The 16,633-nt window shown below is 50.0% G+C and carries 18 protein-coding genes; 5 read left to right on the forward strand and 13 right to left on the reverse strand.

All coding sequences use genetic code 11. The features are described from left to right. Positions 1-119: 119 nt before the first annotated feature. Entirely contained in the window at positions 120-338 is a 219-nt protein-coding gene (gene osmB, locus ACUU1I_RS08380; RefSeq protein WP_152030578.1) for an osmotically-inducible lipoprotein OsmB, read from the forward strand. A 125-nt stretch (positions 339-463) separates the two neighbouring features. Here osmB and yciH read toward each other — a convergent pair whose 3' ends face one another. From yciH to pgpB, 5 genes are all read right to left on the reverse strand, one after another. After that, complete coding sequence (gene yciH / locus ACUU1I_RS08385) at positions 464-790, reverse strand: stress response translation initiation inhibitor YciH (RefSeq protein WP_005049711.1); 327 nt, start codon at positions 788-790, stop codon at positions 464-466. Beyond that, the gene (gene pyrF, locus ACUU1I_RS08390) at positions 790-1,527 is read right to left on the reverse strand and encodes an orotidine-5'-phosphate decarboxylase (RefSeq protein WP_000176256.1); all 738 of its coding nucleotides are present in this window, start codon (positions 1,525-1,527) and stop codon (positions 790-792) included. The genes yciH and pyrF overlap by 1 nt, the downstream gene beginning before the upstream one ends. Before the next feature lie 192 nt (positions 1,528-1,719). Further along, positions 1,720-2,889, reverse strand: a complete 1,170-nt coding sequence (lapB, locus tag ACUU1I_RS08395) for a lipopolysaccharide assembly protein LapB (RefSeq protein ID WP_447388946.1) — start codon at positions 2,887-2,889, stop codon at positions 1,720-1,722. Positions 2,890-2,895: 6 nt separating this feature from the next. After that, positions 2,896-3,204: a lipopolysaccharide assembly protein LapA gene (gene lapA, locus ACUU1I_RS08400; RefSeq protein ID WP_000876286.1), complete on the reverse strand. Its 309-nt coding sequence runs from the start codon at positions 3,202-3,204 to the stop codon at positions 2,896-2,898. A gap of 148 nt (positions 3,205-3,352) precedes the next feature. Next, positions 3,353-4,117 carry a phosphatidylglycerophosphatase B gene (pgpB, locus tag ACUU1I_RS08405; protein ID WP_449144827.1) on the reverse strand — a complete coding sequence of 255 codons (765 nt, stop codon included), beginning with the start codon at positions 4,115-4,117 and terminating at the stop codon, positions 3,353-3,355. Between the two features lie 169 nt (positions 4,118-4,286). Here pgpB and ribA point away from each other — a divergent pair, with 169 nt between their 5' ends. Then, positions 4,287-4,877, forward strand: a complete 591-nt coding sequence (gene ribA, locus ACUU1I_RS08410) for a GTP cyclohydrolase II (RefSeq protein ID WP_001176287.1) — start codon at positions 4,287-4,289, stop codon at positions 4,875-4,877. A gap of 63 nt (positions 4,878-4,940) precedes the next feature. Here ribA and acnA read toward each other — a convergent pair whose 3' ends face one another. The 6 genes from acnA to topA all read right to left on the reverse strand — a co-directional run bounded on the left by acnA (position 4,941) and on the right by topA (position 12,399). Next, a complete protein-coding gene (acnA, locus tag ACUU1I_RS08415) occupies positions 4,941-7,616 on the reverse strand; it encodes an aconitate hydratase AcnA (RefSeq protein ID WP_000099511.1) in 2,676 nt (891 codons plus the stop codon). Positions 7,617-7,779: 163 nt separating this feature from the next. Continuing rightward, positions 7,780-7,875: a small membrane protein YmiC gene (ymiC, locus tag ACUU1I_RS08420; protein WP_001310756.1), complete on the reverse strand. Its 96-nt coding sequence runs from the start codon at positions 7,873-7,875 to the stop codon at positions 7,780-7,782. Positions 7,876-7,988: 113 nt separating this feature from the next. Next, positions 7,989-8,156 (reverse strand): protein YciX, encoded by a 168-nt coding sequence (gene yciX, locus ACUU1I_RS08425; RefSeq protein WP_000233043.1) that lies wholly within the window; start codon positions 8,154-8,156, stop codon positions 7,989-7,991. A gap of 2 nt (positions 8,157-8,158) precedes the next feature. After that, the gene (locus ACUU1I_RS08430; protein WP_005068397.1) at positions 8,159-8,299 is read right to left on the reverse strand and encodes a YmiA family putative membrane protein; all 141 of its coding nucleotides are present in this window, start codon (positions 8,297-8,299) and stop codon (positions 8,159-8,161) included. Positions 8,300-8,617: 318 nt separating this feature from the next. After that, positions 8,618-9,592, reverse strand: a complete 975-nt coding sequence (gene cysB, locus ACUU1I_RS08435; RefSeq protein WP_000776246.1) for an HTH-type transcriptional regulator CysB — start codon at positions 9,590-9,592, stop codon at positions 8,618-8,620. A 209-nt stretch (positions 9,593-9,801) separates the two neighbouring features. Beyond that, positions 9,802-12,399: a type I DNA topoisomerase gene (gene topA, locus ACUU1I_RS08440; RefSeq protein ID WP_134799999.1), complete on the reverse strand. Its 2,598-nt coding sequence runs from the start codon at positions 12,397-12,399 to the stop codon at positions 9,802-9,804. A 379-nt stretch (positions 12,400-12,778) separates the two neighbouring features. Between topA and ACUU1I_RS08445 the strand changes: the two genes are divergently transcribed. Then, complete coding sequence (locus ACUU1I_RS08445) at positions 12,779-13,030, forward strand: YciN family protein (protein ID WP_001031530.1); 252 nt, start codon at positions 12,779-12,781, stop codon at positions 13,028-13,030. 35 nt (positions 13,031-13,065) lie between these two features. On the opposite strand, the gene sohB is transcribed toward ACUU1I_RS08445, so the two are convergent. Further along, the gene (gene sohB / locus ACUU1I_RS08450; protein ID WP_000422069.1) at positions 13,066-14,115 is read right to left on the reverse strand and encodes a protease SohB; all 1,050 of its coding nucleotides are present in this window, start codon (positions 14,113-14,115) and stop codon (positions 13,066-13,068) included. A 219-nt stretch (positions 14,116-14,334) separates the two neighbouring features. On the opposite strand from sohB, the gene ACUU1I_RS08455 reads away from it, so the two are divergent. Both ACUU1I_RS08455 and cobO read left to right on the forward strand, forming a co-directional pair. Next, positions 14,335-15,093 (forward strand): YciK family oxidoreductase, encoded by a 759-nt coding sequence (locus ACUU1I_RS08455; protein WP_000559293.1) that lies wholly within the window; start codon positions 14,335-14,337, stop codon positions 15,091-15,093. Further along, complete coding sequence (gene cobO / locus ACUU1I_RS08460; RefSeq protein WP_001278905.1) at positions 15,090-15,680, forward strand: cob(I)yrinic acid a,c-diamide adenosyltransferase; 591 nt, start codon at positions 15,090-15,092, stop codon at positions 15,678-15,680. The genes ACUU1I_RS08455 and cobO overlap by 4 nt, the downstream gene beginning before the upstream one ends. A gap of 39 nt (positions 15,681-15,719) precedes the next feature. Here the strand turns inward: cobO and rluB are convergent, their stop codons facing one another. Beyond that, on the reverse strand, positions 15,720-16,592 hold the full coding sequence (rluB, locus tag ACUU1I_RS08465; RefSeq protein WP_001291216.1) for a 23S rRNA pseudouridine(2605) synthase RluB: 873 nt from the start codon (positions 16,590-16,592) through the stop codon (positions 15,720-15,722). Positions 16,593-16,633 lie beyond the last annotated feature (41 nt).

The raw sequence follows: 16,633 nt of genomic DNA on the forward strand, positions 1-16,633 counted from the left end.
TGCGTGATATAACCCTGCGCGCGAGCAGATTTCACGGAATAATTTCACCAGGCTTATTCTTAGCTATTATAGTTATAGAGAGCTTACTTCCGTGAATCATAAATTCAGGAGAGAGTATTATGTTTGTAACGAGCAAAAAAATGACCGCGGCTGTTCTGGCAATTACTTTGGCAATGTCTCTGAGTGCCTGTTCTAACTGGTCTAAACGGGACCGCAACACCGCAATCGGCGCGGGTGCAGGGGCATTAGGCGGTGCAGTACTGACCGATGGCAGTACGTTGGGTACATTAGGTGGTGCAGCTGTCGGTGGTGTTATTAGTCACCAGGTCGGTAAATAATCGTAAATAAATGTCGATTATCGACTCGCAATTATAATACGCTTGATTCTGTTCAGTACGAAATAACTGAATAATACACACAGTAAAATATTCGAAAGCCACGGATATATCCGTGGCTTTTTATGTTAACCGCCTGCGAGTTTTACCTTCATCCCTTTCGCTTCAAGTAGTGATTTTAATAAATCACGCTTATCGCCCTGGATTTCAATAACTCCATCTTTAACTGCTCCGCCGCAGCCGCATTTTTTCTTCAGTTCCGCTGCAAGTTTTGTCAGTTCGGCATCATCGAGATCGATACCGGTAATCAGGCAAACGCCCTTACCTTTACGTCCACTGGTCTGACGCTGAATACGCACCGCTCCATCGCCTTTAGGGCGTACTGGGGCCGCTTTGGGCTCATCAATACGCCCGGTTTCCGTTGAGTAGACCAGACGGCTGTTGGAATCACTCATCATGCACTCCGCTGTAAAGAGGCGTTGATCGCTTTCAGTGTCTGCGCTGGATCTACCGATTGCGTTACCGGGCGACCAATCACCATATAATCAACACCAGCCGCCAACGCCTGTTCTGGCGTCATAATGCGGCGCTGGTCACCAGCTTCACTCCCCTGCGGACGGATGCCCGGTGTAACCAGTTTGAACTCCTGACCGAATACCTGTTTAAAGCGCACAGCTTCCTGAGCAGAACACACCACACCATCAAGGCCACATTTTTGCGTCAGTGCTGCCAGACGTTCTGCATAATCTGCAGGTGACAGTGTCACGCCAAGATCGGCCAGGTCGCTGGCTTCCATGCTGGTCAACACTGTCACAGCAATCAAAAGCGGTGCATCTTTGCCAAACGGAACCAGTGCCTCACGCGCTGCGGTCATCATACGCGCCCCACCGGAGGCATGAGCATTCACCATCCACACGCCTAAGTCAGCTGCAGCAGCGACAGCGTGCGCTGCAGTGTTGGGGATATCGTGGAATTTCAGGTCAAGAAAGATATCAAAACCACGCTGTTGAAGTTCGCGCACAAACTGTGGCCCAAACAATGTAAACATCTCTTTACCGACCTTCAGACGACAATCGCGTGGGTCGATCTTGTCGACAAAGGACAGCGCGTCATCACAATTATGATAATCAAGGGCAACAACCACAGGAGAATTCGTAACAGCGCGGGAAGAAGATGAAGCAGTTAACGTCATGACCAGACCTTCTTGATGATGGGCACCGGAAGTGGCGCGAAACAGGTAAACGGCGAGCATTCTACCCGTGGAAATAAAAAATTAACAGTTGCGATTGTTCCCCTAGCAGGCTTTTTCTGCTCCGTCGTTGCCGGAGCACAATGGGACATCAATAACTAGTATGTTGTAACTAAAGTCGGATTTTTTTAAAAATTACAGGCCATCAAGACCGCGAATCGGTTTAATAGTTGACCAGGCACGACAAGACGGACAATGCCAGTAGAGGGTGTATGCGGTAAAACCACATTTCTGGCAGCTATAACGAGGCTTACTACGCACCTTCTCGCCAACCATGTCACGCAGCACCATCAGACTCTCTTTGGCGCGCCCTTCTTCCGCTTCATTTAAGTGGTAATCCATTAGCTTATGGAATACACGCATGGTCGGATGACGCTGAAGCTGGCGTGTAATATAGACCTGTGCAGCCTCACTACCGTCGCGCGCTTCGATGATATCAGCAAGCATCAATTCAGCATCGGCACCGGTGTTCTCTTCCACCGCGCGTTGCAGGAATTCTGCCCATTCGGCAGTTTTACCCAACTGCTGATAGCAGGTTTGCAACATTTCCAGCGTTTCGCTGACCAGTTCTCTGTCCTGGGATATGACGCGTTGCAAACTTTCGACGGCTTTGACGTATTCTCCTTTCGCCATAAACACGCGTCCCATCATGATGGATACGCGGGCGCTGTTTTTATCTGCCGCCGCCCCTTTTTTTAGCAAGGTCATGGCACGATCGAGATCGTCGCTGGCCATATGCTGCAGGGCTAACTCACAGTAGAAATGGGCAATTTCGACGCGCTGTTTATCTTTACCCAGCTTCACCAGGCGTTCGGCAACATCAATTGCTTTCTGCCACTCACTGGTAGCCTGGTAGATTTGTAGCAACTGTTGCAGCGCGCCAATGCGGAAGTCAGTTTCATCGGTCAGCTGATTGAACATGTCTTCCGCGCGGTCGTATAACCCGGCGGCCATGTAATCACGCCCCAGTTGTTGAATCGCCAACAGACGCTGTTCATAGGTCAGCGAGGCGCTTTCCATTAGGGTCTGATGGATGCGAATAGCGCGATCAACTTCGCCACGCGAACGGAACAGGTTTCCGAGCGTAAGGTGGGCTTCAACGGTGCCTGTATCCTCTTTAAGCATATCGAGAAACAGGTCTACCGCTTTATCCTGTTGATTACTAAGCAGGAAGTTAACCCCCGCTACGTAATCACGCGACAAGCGGTTGGCTTCATCTTGCTTGTTTTGTTGCGCACTTCTGCGGCCCATATACCAGCCATAGGCAGCGGCTACAGGCAAAAGCAGAAACAACAACTCCAGCATAGAAAGTTATTCCTTCGCCGCTGACGAGTGCGGCACTACAGCCACGTCAGTCGCGGGTGAAAGCTGGTTTTCCAGTCGCTTTATTTTACGTTCAGCGCGCGCCAGGGAAACACGAACTCGCAGCCAGAACAGGCCACAAATCAACCAACCGATAGCAAACCCCGCAGCAAACAATACCGCCAGCAATGTGGAAATACGGTACTCCCCTTGCGCTAACAGATAATTAAACGTCACCTGTTGATCGTTCTGCGCACCCAACGTGACCGAAATCACGAAGATCGCTAACACCAGTAAGAAAATGAGTAAATATTTCACATTACTTCCCGTTATGTGGTTAGAGCGAATAAATTATGGTCAACTTACCGCAATAGCCCTTTAAAGTACCATTTTCGCGCCGTCTGCGAAATGGCATCCACGCGCATTGTTGATGATTTAAGGCCTAAATTCGGAAAATCAACCAGCGTTAACTTTCTTGTTCTCGTTGTGCAATTTCGCGATTTTCTTCCGCAGGTGGTGTGAATGGCCCACAAATTCGTTGCGCAAGCCACGTTGCCACCGCCACCAGCGTCCACGAAATCAACGTAGCTACCACCAGATCGCGTGGCCAATGCATCCCGAGTAGCAGGCGGCTTCCCATGACTCCCGTTGCCCAGACCAACAAGATAGCAATGGTTAACGTTCGCCGACGCGGCCACAGCAAACCAACGGCCAGCAGTGCCCAACTGGCAGCAAACATCGTGTGACCGGAAGGAAAGGCAAACCCCGTCTCTTTCTGCCAGTGTGAACGCAAATATTGTGGAATATTTTTCTCTTCAGCCAACTGTTCTTTTACTAGATTTCCGCGTTCTGCTCGCTTTAAAGTGTAGAACTCATCAACCGGAATATGATGTGTTTTTTCCAACCAGATAACAAAAGGTCGTGGTTCCTGTACTTTGTCTTTGATCCAGGATTTAACGCCTTGTCCAACAAGGATTGCCGCCGCCAGAATGGAAAATAATACAAAGGCAGCCTTAATGCGAAAACGCAGACACCAGAGAAACCAGCCGAACAAAATCAAATGTGTAATGACGCCCCAGGGCTGGGTGACAGTTTCAGTAACCCAAAAAGCCGCTTTTAGTCGCCAACTTTGTTCTCCAGGTTGCCAACGCCAGCCAGAAATCCATACGGCTACTGGCATGACAAACAATAGTGCAGCTCCCACTGCGGTACGTCGGGCAATCGAACGCATGGCCTCTCCTTTTTGATAAGTCCCACAATCATAACTGAAAATGCCAGTTCCAAGAAAAATTGACAGATTTGTGCCATTCCGTGAACGATCGACGCGTCGTGATTAGGTGAACCCCTTCTCGTTATGGCAAAATAAGCCAATACAGAACCAGCATTATCTGGAGAATTTCATGCAGCTTAAACGTGTGGCAGAAGCCAAACTGCCAACCCCATGGGGCGATTTCCTGATGGTGGGATTTGAAGAACTGGCAACCGGACACGATCATGTCGCGCTAGTCTATGCCGATATTTCCGGGCATACCCCGGTACTTGCGCGCGTCCATTCCGAATGTCTGACCGGTGACGCCCTGTTCAGCTTGCGCTGCGATTGTGGCTTCCAGCTCGAAGCGGCATTGACGCAAATTGCCGAGGAAGGCCGTGGTATTTTGCTGTATCACCGTCAGGAAGGTCGTAACATTGGTCTGCTGAATAAAATCCGCGCTTACGCACTGCAGGATCAAGGTTACGATACCGTAGAGGCTAACCACCAGTTAGGCTTCGCCGCTGATGAGCGCGACTTCACTCTTTGCGCTGATATGTTCAAACTCCTTGGCGTCAATGAAGTCCGCTTGTTAACCAATAACCCGAAAAAAGTCGAAATTCTGACCGAAGCAGGGATTAATATTGTTGAACGCGTACCATTGATTGTAGGTCGTAACCCCAATAACGAACATTATCTCGATACCAAAGCCGAGAAAATGGGCCATTTGCTGAACAAATAACCCTCTTGCATTGTGTAATTCATTTGCTTGCCGGAAGCAAAATAACCGGCAAGCAAATACTTGTTACTTCAACATATTACGGATGACATAATGCAAAATGCCGTCGTTCTGGTAGTAGGTCAACTCCGTCGCGGTGTCGATACGACAACGGCAGGGTACGACTTCCTGGCTACCATCCGCGCGCGTAAGCGTCACCGGAACCGTCGCGCCAGGTTGTAGATTTTGCAGATCGCCAATATCAATCTTCTCTTCCCCGGTTAGCCCTAACGTTTTACGCGTCACGCCTTGCGGAAATTCCAGCGGCAGGATGCCCATGCCAATTAAATTCGAACGGTGAATTCGTTCAAACGATTCGGCAATCACCACACGAATTCCAAGCAGACGAGGTCCTTTTGCCGCCCAGTCACGGCTTGAGCCTGATCCATACTCTTTCCCGGCAATCACCGCCAGCGGCGTTTGCTCCTGCTTATAGCGCATCGCAGCATCATAAATAGAGACTACGTCGCTGTCAGGTAAATGCCGCGTCATCCCCCCTTCAACGCCAGGCACCATTTCATTACGGATGCGAATATTGGCGAAGGTGCCGCGCATCATCACTTCATGGTTACCACGCCGCGAACCGTAGGAGTTAAAGTCTTTTCGCTCAACACCCCGACCTTGTAGATATCGACCCGCTGGGCTGTCGGGCTTAATACTGCCCGCCGGAGAGATATGGTCAGTGGTGACTGAATCCCCCAGCATTGCGAGGATCCGCGCACCGTGAATATCTTCCACTGGTGCTGGTGTTGCCTGCATTTCATCAAAGAAAGGCGATAAGCGAATATAGGTTGAGTCCTCCTGCCAACCGTAGGTATCGGATCGTGTGACGTTAATTTCCTTCCACTCTGCTGTGCCTTCAAAAACTTCTGCGTACTCTTTGCGGAACATTTCTGTGGAGACTTGTTCTACCGCACGGGCAATTTCTTGTGCCGATGGCCAGATATCTTTCAGATAAACCGGATCGCCTTTGCGATCATGGCCGATAGGCTCAGAAGCCAGGTTGATATTCATATTTCCCGCCAGCGCATAGGCAACCACCAGCGGCGGCGAGGCCAGCCAGTTAGTTTTAACCAGCGGATGGATACGGCCTTCAAAGTTACGGTTGCCGGACAGCACCGCACCGACGGTTAAATCGCCTTTTTTGATTGCCGTTTCGATAGGATCGGGCAGCGGCCCAGAGTTACCAATACAGGTGGTACAACCGTATCCCACAAGGTTAAACCCCAGTTCGTCGAGATACGGTGTCAGTTTCGCTTTTGCCAGATAATCAGAAACGACTTTCGAACCCGGTGCCAGCGACGCTTTGACCCACGGTTGCCGCTTGAGGCCAAGAGTTACGGCTTTTTTCGCCAGCAAGCCTGCGGCCATCAGCACACTTGGGTTAGAGGTGTTGGTGCACGAGGTTATCGCAGCAATGACCACAGCGCCATCAGGTAACTGATACTGATGTCCGTTCATAACATAATCGACTGGCAGGCGATCTTTATGCGTGGCATTCACTTCCAGTTCGTTACTGGCGGCAAATGCTTTTGGTACATCGGGCAGTGCAACGCGATCCTGTGGGCGTTTTGGCCCTGCCAGGCTCGCTTCAACGTCATTCATATCCAGTTCTAACATACTGGTAAAAATCGGTTCATCGCCCGGGTTACGCCACATGCCCTGCGCTTTGGCATATTTTTCGACCAACTCGACCTGATCTTCGCTGCGCCCGCTTAAACGCATGTAATCGAGGGTTACTGCATCGATTGGGAAGAAGCCACAGGTGGCACCATATTCTGGCGACATATTGGCAATGGTGGCGCGATCCGCCAACGGTAGTGAATCCAGACCATCACCATAAAATTCGACGAATTTCCCCACCACGCCATGTTTGCGCAGCATTTGGGTAACAGTGAGAACCAGGTCTGTGGCGGTAATACCTTCACGTAATTTTCCGGTAAGTTTAAAGCCCACTACGTCCGGGATAAGCATGGAAACCGGCTGGCCTAACATGGCGGCTTCTGCTTCGATCCCACCCACGCCCCACCCCAGCACGCCAAGGCCGTTGATCATAGTGGTGTGCGAGTCAGTACCAACGAGTGTATCCGGATAAGCAATCCATTCACCGTCCTGCAATTCGCTCCACACTGCTTTGCCGAGATATTCGAGGTTAACCTGATGGCAAATGCCTGTGCCTGGCGGCACGACGCTAAACCGACTGAACGCTTGCTTTCCCCATTTCAGGAACACATAACGTTCGTGGTTGCGCTCCATTTCCAGGCGTACGTTTTCTTCAAATGCCTCATCATCACCAAAACGATCGACGGTCACCGAGTGGTCAATGACCAGGTCGACCGGTGAGAGCGGGTTAACCTTTGCAGTATCGCCACCGAGGCGTTTAACCGCTTCGCGCATTGCCGCCAGATCAACAACGGCAGGTACGCCGGTAAAGTCCTGCATCAGCACCCTTGCCGGGCGGTAGGCAATTTCACGGTCAGCATGGGCATTTTTCAGCCATCCCGCCAGTGCGTGGATATCCTCTTCGGTAACTGAGTTACCATCCTGCCAGCGCAGCAGGTTTTCGAGCAAAACTTTGAGTGACTTGGGTAGACGGGTGATATCGCCCAGTGATTTAGCAGCAAGCGGCAGGCTGTAGTAGTGGTAAGTTTTATCTTTGGCCTGCAACGTGTCCTTACTGGCTTCTCGTAGGGTTGACGACATAGCTCCTCCTTAATGACAGGGTTGCGAAGCCCTGATTCTCTTCAGGGTAAATATTAAAGATAACACAAACATCGCGTAACGATTTGATAACAACCCAAATTGATAAAAGAGGAGAAACCTTGTGGCAAAGCAAATGACAACCCCGCCGCAGCGGGGTCAAGGATCAGTGAGTAATGATCCAGAGGAGTTCGGCCCAGAAGAGCATCGACAGAGAAAACGCGCCCATCCAGGACCAATATTTCATATTTGTGTTGATCATAGGCTACACCCTTAACGGTTATTATTTTGTGTTGAGATAACTCAAGCTGTTATTGCTGCGGTGTATTAAAAGCCCTTTAATTCATTAAAAATGGGTAATAAGAATGATGATAATTATTGTTTCGGCTGATCATCTTCAGCAAACAGTTCTATAAAGGCTTGCTGCTGCGATGTTAGTTGCCAGTCGTCTGGAATAACGACGGAACATTCCCGTTTCGTTTCTGGTTCATTGTCACTATGCTGGCATAATGGTGACGACTCCAGTTGCTCCTGACCGACCATAGTTATCCCCACACTTTCCAAATCAGCAGTGCGACAACCACCCAGAAAAGTGCAGAACCAAGAAAAACCGTCAGCCAGGCTTTACGTTTTAATTCAGGATCACGGCGGGGTTCCTGATTTCCAGAAGGCATTGCTAACCTCATATAATCGCCATCACTTATCAGCAAGACGTTGAATGATTGGTGTAATTAATCATACGATGAGACAAATCCTAAAGAAACTTTAGTCAAAAATCCAGCGAATTTACGAATCGTCTCCAGTGAATAATTCAATCTTTTGACCTGAAATAGATATTTGAAAACTGGAATTTGCGAGGCGGGTAATTAGACACTACTTTACAGGTAATTTACCCTATAAATATGAGGGATAAAAATATTGTGCACGGTATAGAAATAAGTAACAAAAGAGAATATATTCCGGCACCTTCGCTACATAAAAGGTGCCGAAAATAACGCAAGAAATTATTTTTCCGGCAGTTTTATATCTTTAAACATGACCTCAATTTCTTCATTGGAGCGCAATGCGACAGCCGCATCAACGACATCACGCGTTAAATGCGGTGCAAAACGCTGAATGAAATCATACATATAACTGCGCAAAAAAGTACTACGGCGAAAACCAATTTTGGTTGTACTGTGGCTGAAGATATCGTGAGCATCAACGCGCACAAGGTCGGGATCGGCGACCGGATCCACCGCCATGCTGGCAATGACCCCTACCCCCAGCCCTAACCGGACGTAAGTTTTAATGACGTCAGCATCCGTTGCCGTGAAAACGATACGCGGCGTTAACCCTGCGCGGTTAAAGGCAGTATCCAGTTCTGAACGTCCGGTAAAGCCGAAGGTATATGTCACCAACGGATATTGCGCCAGTTCTTCAATGGTAATGGCTTTTTTGCCTGCCAGCGGGTGATCCGGAGTGACTACAATAGCCCGATTCCAGTGGTAGCACGGTAACATCACTAAATCTTCATACAGATGCAGCGCTTCTGTGGCGATAGCGAAATCGGCATTGCCTTTAGAGACGGCATCAGCAATTTGTGTCGGCGGGCCCTGGTGCATATGCAAAGAAACGCGGGGATAACGCTCAATAAAGCCTTTGATAACGTTTGGTAACGCGTAGCGTGCCTGGGTATGCGTGGTGGCGATATACAGCGAGCCTTTATCCGGCCAGGTGTGCTCACCGGCAACCGATTTTATGGCATCGACTTTCGACAGGACTTCGCGAGCGATACGAATTATTTCTTGTCCTGCTGGCGTTACCTGCGTCAGGTGCTTGCCGCTTCGGGAAAAAATTTGAATGCCTAGCTCGTCTTCCAGCATTCTGACTTGTTTACTGATCCCGGGTTGTGATGTGTAAAGTCCTTCCGCTGTTGATGAGACATTCAGGTTATGATTGACCACCTCAACAATATAGCGAAGTTGTTGTAATTTCATGTTAAACCATCCACTTAGACGCCATCAGAACATCGTTTTTTCGTCACACCTGGCGGGTGACTAATACGATTTAATAATAAAAAAGGTGCTAACTATAACCACTATATCATTTATAGCCTTAGTGTATAGGTGTGAAGAAAAAATAATATGCAATAAAAAAGGGCCGCTTTCGCGACCCTTTGTTTATAAAAACCTGATAGAATTAAAGGTTATTTTTTTCCTTCAACCCATTTGCCATCAACATAAAATGCTGACCAGCCAGTCGCCTTTCCGTCTTTTTCCGAAGAGACATATTGCTGTTTGGTTTTACGGCTAAAGCGAACCATGGTCTTATTACCTTCCGGATCCTGCTGTGGCGCATCGGCCAGATAACGCAGTTTTTCCGGCAGACGGTCGCGGAAGCGATAAAGCTCTTCCACCAGTGGCGCACGCGTTTCACGCGATTTCGGGAAAGTGTTGGCAGCCAGGAACACACCGGCAGCACCGTCACGCAGCACGAAATAAGCATCTGATTTTTCGCACGGCAGCTCAGGTAATGGCACCGGATCTTCTTTCGGTGGTGCCACTTCGCCGTTACGTAAAATCTTACGTGTGTTTTTACACTCTTCGTTGGTGCAGGCCATGTATTTACCGAAACGCCCCATTTTCAGGTGCATTTCAGAGCCACATTTTTCACACTCAACGATCGGGCCGTCATAACCTTTAATGCGGAATTCGCCCTCTTCGATCTCGTAACCGTCGCAGGTTGGGTTATTACCACAGACATGCAACTTACGTTTCGGATCAATGAGATAGCTGTCCATCGCCGTGCCGCATTTCGGGCAACGACGTTTTGCGCGCAGCGCGTTGGTTTCAGCATCTTCGCCTTCCAGCACGTTCAGCACTTCGTTTTCCGGCACCAGGTTAATGGTGGTTTTGCAACGCTCTTTCGGCGGCAGCGCATAGCCAGAACAGCCAAGGAATACCCCGGTGCTCGCTGTGCGAATCCCCATTTTGCGACCACAAGTCGGGCAGTCAATGCTGGTCAGAACCATCTGGTTCGGGCGCATACCACCCTCTTCCGGATCTTTTTCAGCTTTATCTAACTGCTGGGTGAAATCCGAGAAGAAGTGATCCAGTACAGCTTTCCACTCTGCTTCGTGATTTGCCACCTGGTCGAGGCTGTTTTCCATCTGCGCGGTAAAGTCGTAGTTCATTAACTCGCGGAAATTTTCTTCAAGGCGATCGGTGACGATTTCGCCCATTTTTTCCGCATAGAAACGACGATTTTCTACTCGCACATAGCCACGATCCTGAATGGTCGAAATGATCGACGCATAGGTAGACGGACGACCGATACCACGTTTTTCCAGTTCTTTAACCAGCGATGCTTCACTGAAACGGGCTGGCGGCTTGGTAAAGTGCTGGGCTGGTGTTAGTTCAACGAGCGTCAGAGCATCGCCTTTATCGACTGCCGGTAAGATACGATCTTCATCGCCTTTACGCAGTGCAGGCATCACTTTTGTCCAGCCATCAAAGCGCAAAATACGACCGCGTGCTTTCAGGCGGAAATCGCCCGCACCAACGGTCAGCGTCGTGGAGTCATATTTCGCTGGGGTCATCTGGCAGGCAACGAACTGACGCCAGATTAGCTGGTACAGTTTCTGCGCATCTGCTTCCATATCCTTCAGCGATTCCGCCATCACATTGACGTCAGAAGGACGAATCGCTTCGTGCGCTTCCTGTGAGTTTTCTTTGCTGGCGTACTGATTCGGACTTTCCGGCAGATATTTCTTACCAAAATTATCGCTGATATAACCGCGAACCATATTTACCGCGTCCTGACTCAGGTTAGTGGAGTCGGTACGCATGTAAGTGATATAGCCTGCTTCATACAAACGCTGCGCCATCATCATGGTTTTTTTCACGCCAAAACCAAGACGGGTGCTGGCAGCTTGTTGCAGCGTAGAGGTAATAAAAGGAGCGCCAGGTTTACTGGTTGTCGGTTTGTCTTCACGTTCCAGCACGCTGTAGCGCGCTTTTTCCAGCAGACTTACCGCAGCCTGAGTTTGTTCTTTGTTGACCGGACGGAACGGTTTGTCATTCTGATGAGTCACCTGCAACGCCAACGCTTCACCAGATGGCGTAGTCGTGCTGGCATCGACTTCCCAGAACTCTTCCGGTACGAACGCTTTAATTTCACGCTCACGCTCTACCACCAGGCGGACCGCCACCGACTGCACACGACCGGCAGACAGACCACGAGCGATCTTTTTCCACAGCAGCGGCGAAACCATATACCCCACCACGCGGTCCATAAAGCGACGCGCCTGCTGGGCATTAACACGATCAATATTCAGCTCACCCGGTTTGTTAAATGCCTGGCGGATCGCGTTTTTAGTAATTTCGTTAAACACCACTCGGCTATAGCGCGCATCATCACCACCAATCACTTCCCGCAGGTGCCATGCAATGGCTTCCCCTTCGCGGTCAAGGTCGGTTGCGAGATAGATATGGTCGGCTTTTTCAGCCAGTTGTTTCAGTTCAGAGACGACCTTCTCTTTACTAGGCAACACTTCATAGTGCGCCTCCCAATTGTGCCACGGGTCAACCCCCATACGGTTGACGAGAGCGCCACGTTCATCCTTTTTAGGCTTTTTAGCCGTCTTGGTGGAGGTAGAGTCGGCACTCTTTTTGGCAGCTGAGCCACTGGTCGGCAAATCGCGGATGTGACCGACGCTGGATTTCACCACGTAGTCACTACCCAGATACTTGTTGATCGTTTTGGCTTTTGCCGGGGACTCAACGATGACAAGAGCTTTACCCATATTCACCTTACCTAATTTGATTCTTCCAGGAATGCGTCGCACGTTGATAAACCTTCCACTGGCAACGAGTTACCGATATGGACTCGCTCTCTGCGGATATCACCCCCTTGTCGTGACTCTGTTCACGAAAATTCAGGTGACTGAGTTAACAGGTCTTGGCCTACAGGCGCTATAGCACGACGGAATTTTGGTCGAATGTCAAGCAAATCTATTGCCAGATTGACGAAAGCGTCACACTGTACCTGATAAAATCCGATACGCAACTTTATTAGCATGCAAAATCCAAAGTTGCCAGTAAGGCGCTCTTGCCACCAGCGTGGTATATTTGTCTGCAAGCCATGCCTGGCGTAGACTAATGTCCTTGTTTAAGGAGTAAATAATGAACAAAGAGACACAACCCATCGACCGCGAAACGCTGTTGAAAGAGGCTAACAAAATCATTCGTGAGCATGAGGATACGCTCGCAGGGATTGAAGCCACCGGCGTCACGCAGCGTAATGGCGTGCTGGTATTTACCGGCGACTACTTTTTAGATGAACAAGGATTGCCGACAGCCAAAAGCACCGCGGTGTTTAATATGTTCAAACACCTGGCCCATGTGCTTTCAGAAAAATATCATCTGGTTGATTAAAGCAAAACGCGAGGTCTTAGCCTCGCGTTTGTCTTTTACATCAATGGCTTTTGACCCCGCTGCCACCAGCGTAGCAACAATCGATCGGCGCTCTCTGCCGCGCTGCCGGTGAATCGGTCAATGAGTCGTTTACGCTGCATATAGCGTACATTAACCACTTCACGGCCTTCCATCAGGCTAAGAATAACTTCATCACTGGTGTTGATTTCATCAACCAGGCCTTTCTCTACCGCCTGTTGTCCGTACCAGTGTTCACCCGTTGCCACCTGTTCAATATCCAGAGACGGACGCATACGCTTCACAAAATCTTTAAATAACTGATGCGTTTCGTTCAGCTCTTCGCGGAATTTCTCCCGCCCTTCTTCGGTATTTTCACCCAGCAAGGTCAGCGTGCGCTTATACTGCCCGGCGGTGTGCAGTTCGATATCAATATCTTTGCTTTTCAGGAAGCGGTTAAAGTTGGGCATTTGCGCCACCACCCCAATGGAACCCACAATAGCAAACGGTGCGGAAACAATTTTGTCCGCCACACAGGCCATCATGTAACCGCCGCTGGCAGCGACTTTGTCTACCGTAACAGTTAAAGGAATGTTTTTATCACGCAGACGCTGCAGCTGCGAAGCCGCCAACCCGTAACCATGCACCATGCCACCAGGGCTTTCCAGACGGAGCACAACCTGATCCTGCGGTTTGAATGCTGCGAGTACCGCCGTTATCTCTTCACGTAGCGAGTTCACTTCATGGGCGTCCATGCTGCCTTTAAAATCCAGCACCCAGACGCGAGGTTTACTGTCAGTTGCCACCTCGCCCAGTTTGGCTTTCGCTTTTGCTGCTTTCGCTTCTTGCTTGTGCTTTTTCTTCTGCGCTTTGTGCCACTGTTTTTGCTGATGTGAGTCCATCAGCGCCGCGGCCAGTTCTTCTTTCGTCTCCTTATACTGTTCGCTGAGATTGTTGACCCGTAACTCGCCACGCTGGCGTTTATTACGTTGAGCAACATTGACAATAATGGCGGCAATCGCCGCAATCGCTAGCACAACGGTAACGATTTTAGCCAAAAACAAACCATATTCAGACAACAATTCCACGAGTCCCCACCTTGGTTAAACAACGCTTTGGCTCACAGTTTACAACAGGCATGTTAAGCCGTCTCGCAGAGATGTTATTGCAGCGAAAGTATGACAAAGTATCCATTTTGCGGTGTTATCGCCCCAGGCTGATTGAAATGCCCTTCTGTTTCAGGCATAAAGCCCCAAAGTCATAAAGTACACTGGCAGCGCGACAGACAACGTCGTTGAGGAGTAGCCATGCATTACCAGCCAAAACAAGATTTACTCAATGATCGCATTATCCTGGTGACGGGAGCCAGCGATGGGATTGGTCGTGAAGCCGCGATGACGTATGCACGCTATGGTGCGACAGTGATTCTGTTGGGCCGTAATGAAGAAAAATTACGTCAGGTAGCCAGCCACATAAACGAAGAAACTGGGCGTCAGCCACAGTGGTTTATTCTCGATTTGCTGACCTGCACGTCCGAAAATTGCCAACAACTGGCACAGCGCATTGTCGTTAATTATCCGCGTCTGGATGGTGTTTTGCATAATGCCGGATTGCTCGGCGATGTTTGCCCAATGAGCGAACAAAATCCGCAGGTCTGGCAGGACGTCATGCAGGTCAACGTTAATGCCACCTTTATGCTCACCCAGGCACTGCTTCCTTTATTACTCAAATCGGACGCCGGTTCACTGGTCTTTACTTCATCAAGCGTTGGACGTCAGGGACGAGCCAACTGGGGTGCATATGCAGCGTCGAAATTTGCCACCGAAGGGATGATGCAGGTACTGGCCGATGAATATCAGCAGCGCCTGCGCGTCAACTGCATTAACCCAGGCGGTACGCGCACCGCAATGCGCGCAAGCGCCTTCCCGACCGAAGATCCACAGAAACTTAAAACACCCGCTGATATCATGCCGCTCTACCTCTGGCTGATGGGCGATGACAGCCGCCGTAAAACCGGCATGACCTTTGACGCCCAACCGGGCCGTAAACCAGGAATTTCCCAATGAGTGATGAACGCTACCAACAGCGTCAGCAGCGAGTGAAAGAAAAAGTAGATGCTCGTGTGGCCCAGGCCCAGGATGAACGCGGTATTATCATCGTCTTTACCGGCAATGGAAAAGGCAAAACCACCGCGGCATTTGGTACGGCAACACGCGCAGTTGGTCACGGAAAAAAAGTGGGCGTCGTGCAGTTTATTAAAGGCACCTGGCCTAATGGCGAACGCAATCTGCTGGAGCCACATGGCGTTGAGTTTCAGGTGATGGCAACGGGCTTTACCTGGGATACACAAAACCGCGAGTCTGATACCGCCGCCTGCCGCGAAGTCTGGCAACATGCAAAGCGGATGCTTGCTGATTCCTCACTGGATATGGTTTTGCTTGATGAACTGACGTATATGGTGGCGTATGACTATTTGCCACTGGAAGAAGTGGTGCAGGCGTTAAATGAACGTCCACATCAACAGACGGTGATTATCACGGGTCGAGGCTGTCATCGGGATATTCTTGAACTGGCGGATACGGTAAGTGAGCTGCGCCCCATCAGACATGCGTTTGATGCCGGTGTTAAGGCGCAAATAGGGATTGATTATTAATCTGTAAAAATGCCGGATATGACGTCCGGCATACTTTGATTAACCGTTATTACGCCCGCCAGAACGACGACCGCCGCTCACCTGACTGTGACGTTTCACCGCACGACGAATCTGATTAGCCTTCATGCGACGACGGTCTTTTTCTACAGCGACTTTAGAGCTGGTTTCTGGCGGAAGCTCCACCAGTTCGCGCAGATAGTTAGTCTGGGCGAGGTCCAGCTCCGTCCAGCCACCGCGTGGCAGACCTTTTGGCAGTGGGATATCACCGTAACGAACACGGATCAGGCGGCTCACCTGCACACCAACCGCTTCCCACAGACGACGAACTTCACGGTTACGGCCTTCGGTCAGAGTCACGTTGTACCACTGGTTGATCCCTTCGCCGCCGCTGAACTTGATGGTTTTAAAAGCTGCCGGACCATCTTCCAGTTGCACGCCACGACTCAAATCACGCAGTTTCGCGTCGTCAACCTGACCAAATACACGCACGGCGTATTCACGTTCAACTTCACGGCTTGGATGCATTAAACGGTTTGCCAGTTCACCATCGGTGGTGAACAGCAGCAGACCACAGGTGTTAACGTCCAGACGACCTACGGCAATCCAGCGTGCGCCACGCAGCTTTGGCAGACGGTCAAACACCGTCGGACGCCCTTCCGGATCGTTACGGGTACACAACTCACCTTCCGGTTTGTAATAGGCCAGAACGCGACAAATTTGTTCAGCGGACTCACGTACCGAAATCAGATGACCATCGATACGAATTTTCAGCCCAGGGGTAACTTCAACGCGATCGCCGAGTTTAGCAATTTTGCCATCAACACTCACACGACCGGCTTCAATAATAGATTCGATTTCACGGCGGGAGCCGTGGCCAGCGCGGGCCAGCACTTTCTGTAATTTTTCGCTCATAGAGCTTCCTTTTGGTGTCGCCTTCACAGGCGTCGAACAGG

This window comes from Shigella sp. SIG3, assembly GCF_053555855.1.

Bases quoted from the DNA above. Each gene is read 5' to 3' on its own strand.
- rluB (WP_001291216.1), bottom strand. From the start codon at position 16,592: ATGAGCGAAAAATTACAGAAAGTGCTGGCCCGCGCTGGCCACGGCTCC.
- pgpB (WP_449144827.1), bottom strand. From the start codon at position 4,117: ATGCGTTCGATTGCCCGACGTACCGCAGTGGGAGCTGCACTATTGTTT.
- ymiC (WP_001310756.1), bottom strand. From the start codon at position 7,875: ATGATCAACACAAATATGAAATATTGGTCCTGGATGGGCGCGTTTTCT.
- ACUU1I_RS08445 (WP_001031530.1), top strand. From the start codon at position 12,779: ATGAACAAAGAGACACAACCCATCGACCGCGAAACGCTGTTGAAAGAG.
- topA (WP_134799999.1), bottom strand. From the start codon at position 12,399: ATGGGTAAAGCTCTTGTCATCGTTGAGTCCCCGGCAAAAGCCAAAACG.
- acnA (WP_000099511.1), bottom strand. From the start codon at position 7,616: ATGTCGTCAACCCTACGAGAAGCCAGTAAGGACACGTTGCAGGCCAAA.
- pyrF (WP_000176256.1), bottom strand. From the start codon at position 1,527: ATGACGTTAACTGCTTCATCTTCTTCCCGCGCTGTTACGAATTCTCCT.
- cysB (WP_000776246.1), bottom strand. From the start codon at position 9,592: ATGAAATTACAACAACTTCGCTATATTGTTGAGGTGGTCAATCATAAC.
- ACUU1I_RS08455 (WP_000559293.1), top strand. From the start codon at position 14,335: ATGCATTACCAGCCAAAACAAGATTTACTCAATGATCGCATTATCCTG.
- yciH (WP_005049711.1), bottom strand. From the start codon at position 790: ATGAGTGATTCCAACAGCCGTCTGGTCTACTCAACGGAAACCGGGCGT.
- ribA (WP_001176287.1), top strand. From the start codon at position 4,287: ATGCAGCTTAAACGTGTGGCAGAAGCCAAACTGCCAACCCCATGGGGC.
- osmB (WP_152030578.1), top strand. From the start codon at position 120: ATGTTTGTAACGAGCAAAAAAATGACCGCGGCTGTTCTGGCAATTACT.
- yciX (WP_000233043.1), bottom strand. From the start codon at position 8,156: ATGGTCGGTCAGGAGCAACTGGAGTCGTCACCATTATGCCAGCATAGT.
- lapB (WP_447388946.1), bottom strand. From the start codon at position 2,889: ATGCTGGAGTTGTTGTTTCTGCTTTTGCCTGTAGCCGCTGCCTATGGC.
- ACUU1I_RS08430 (WP_005068397.1), bottom strand. From the start codon at position 8,299: ATGAGGTTAGCAATGCCTTCTGGAAATCAGGAACCCCGCCGTGATCCT.
- cobO (WP_001278905.1), top strand. From the start codon at position 15,090: ATGAGTGATGAACGCTACCAACAGCGTCAGCAGCGAGTGAAAGAAAAA.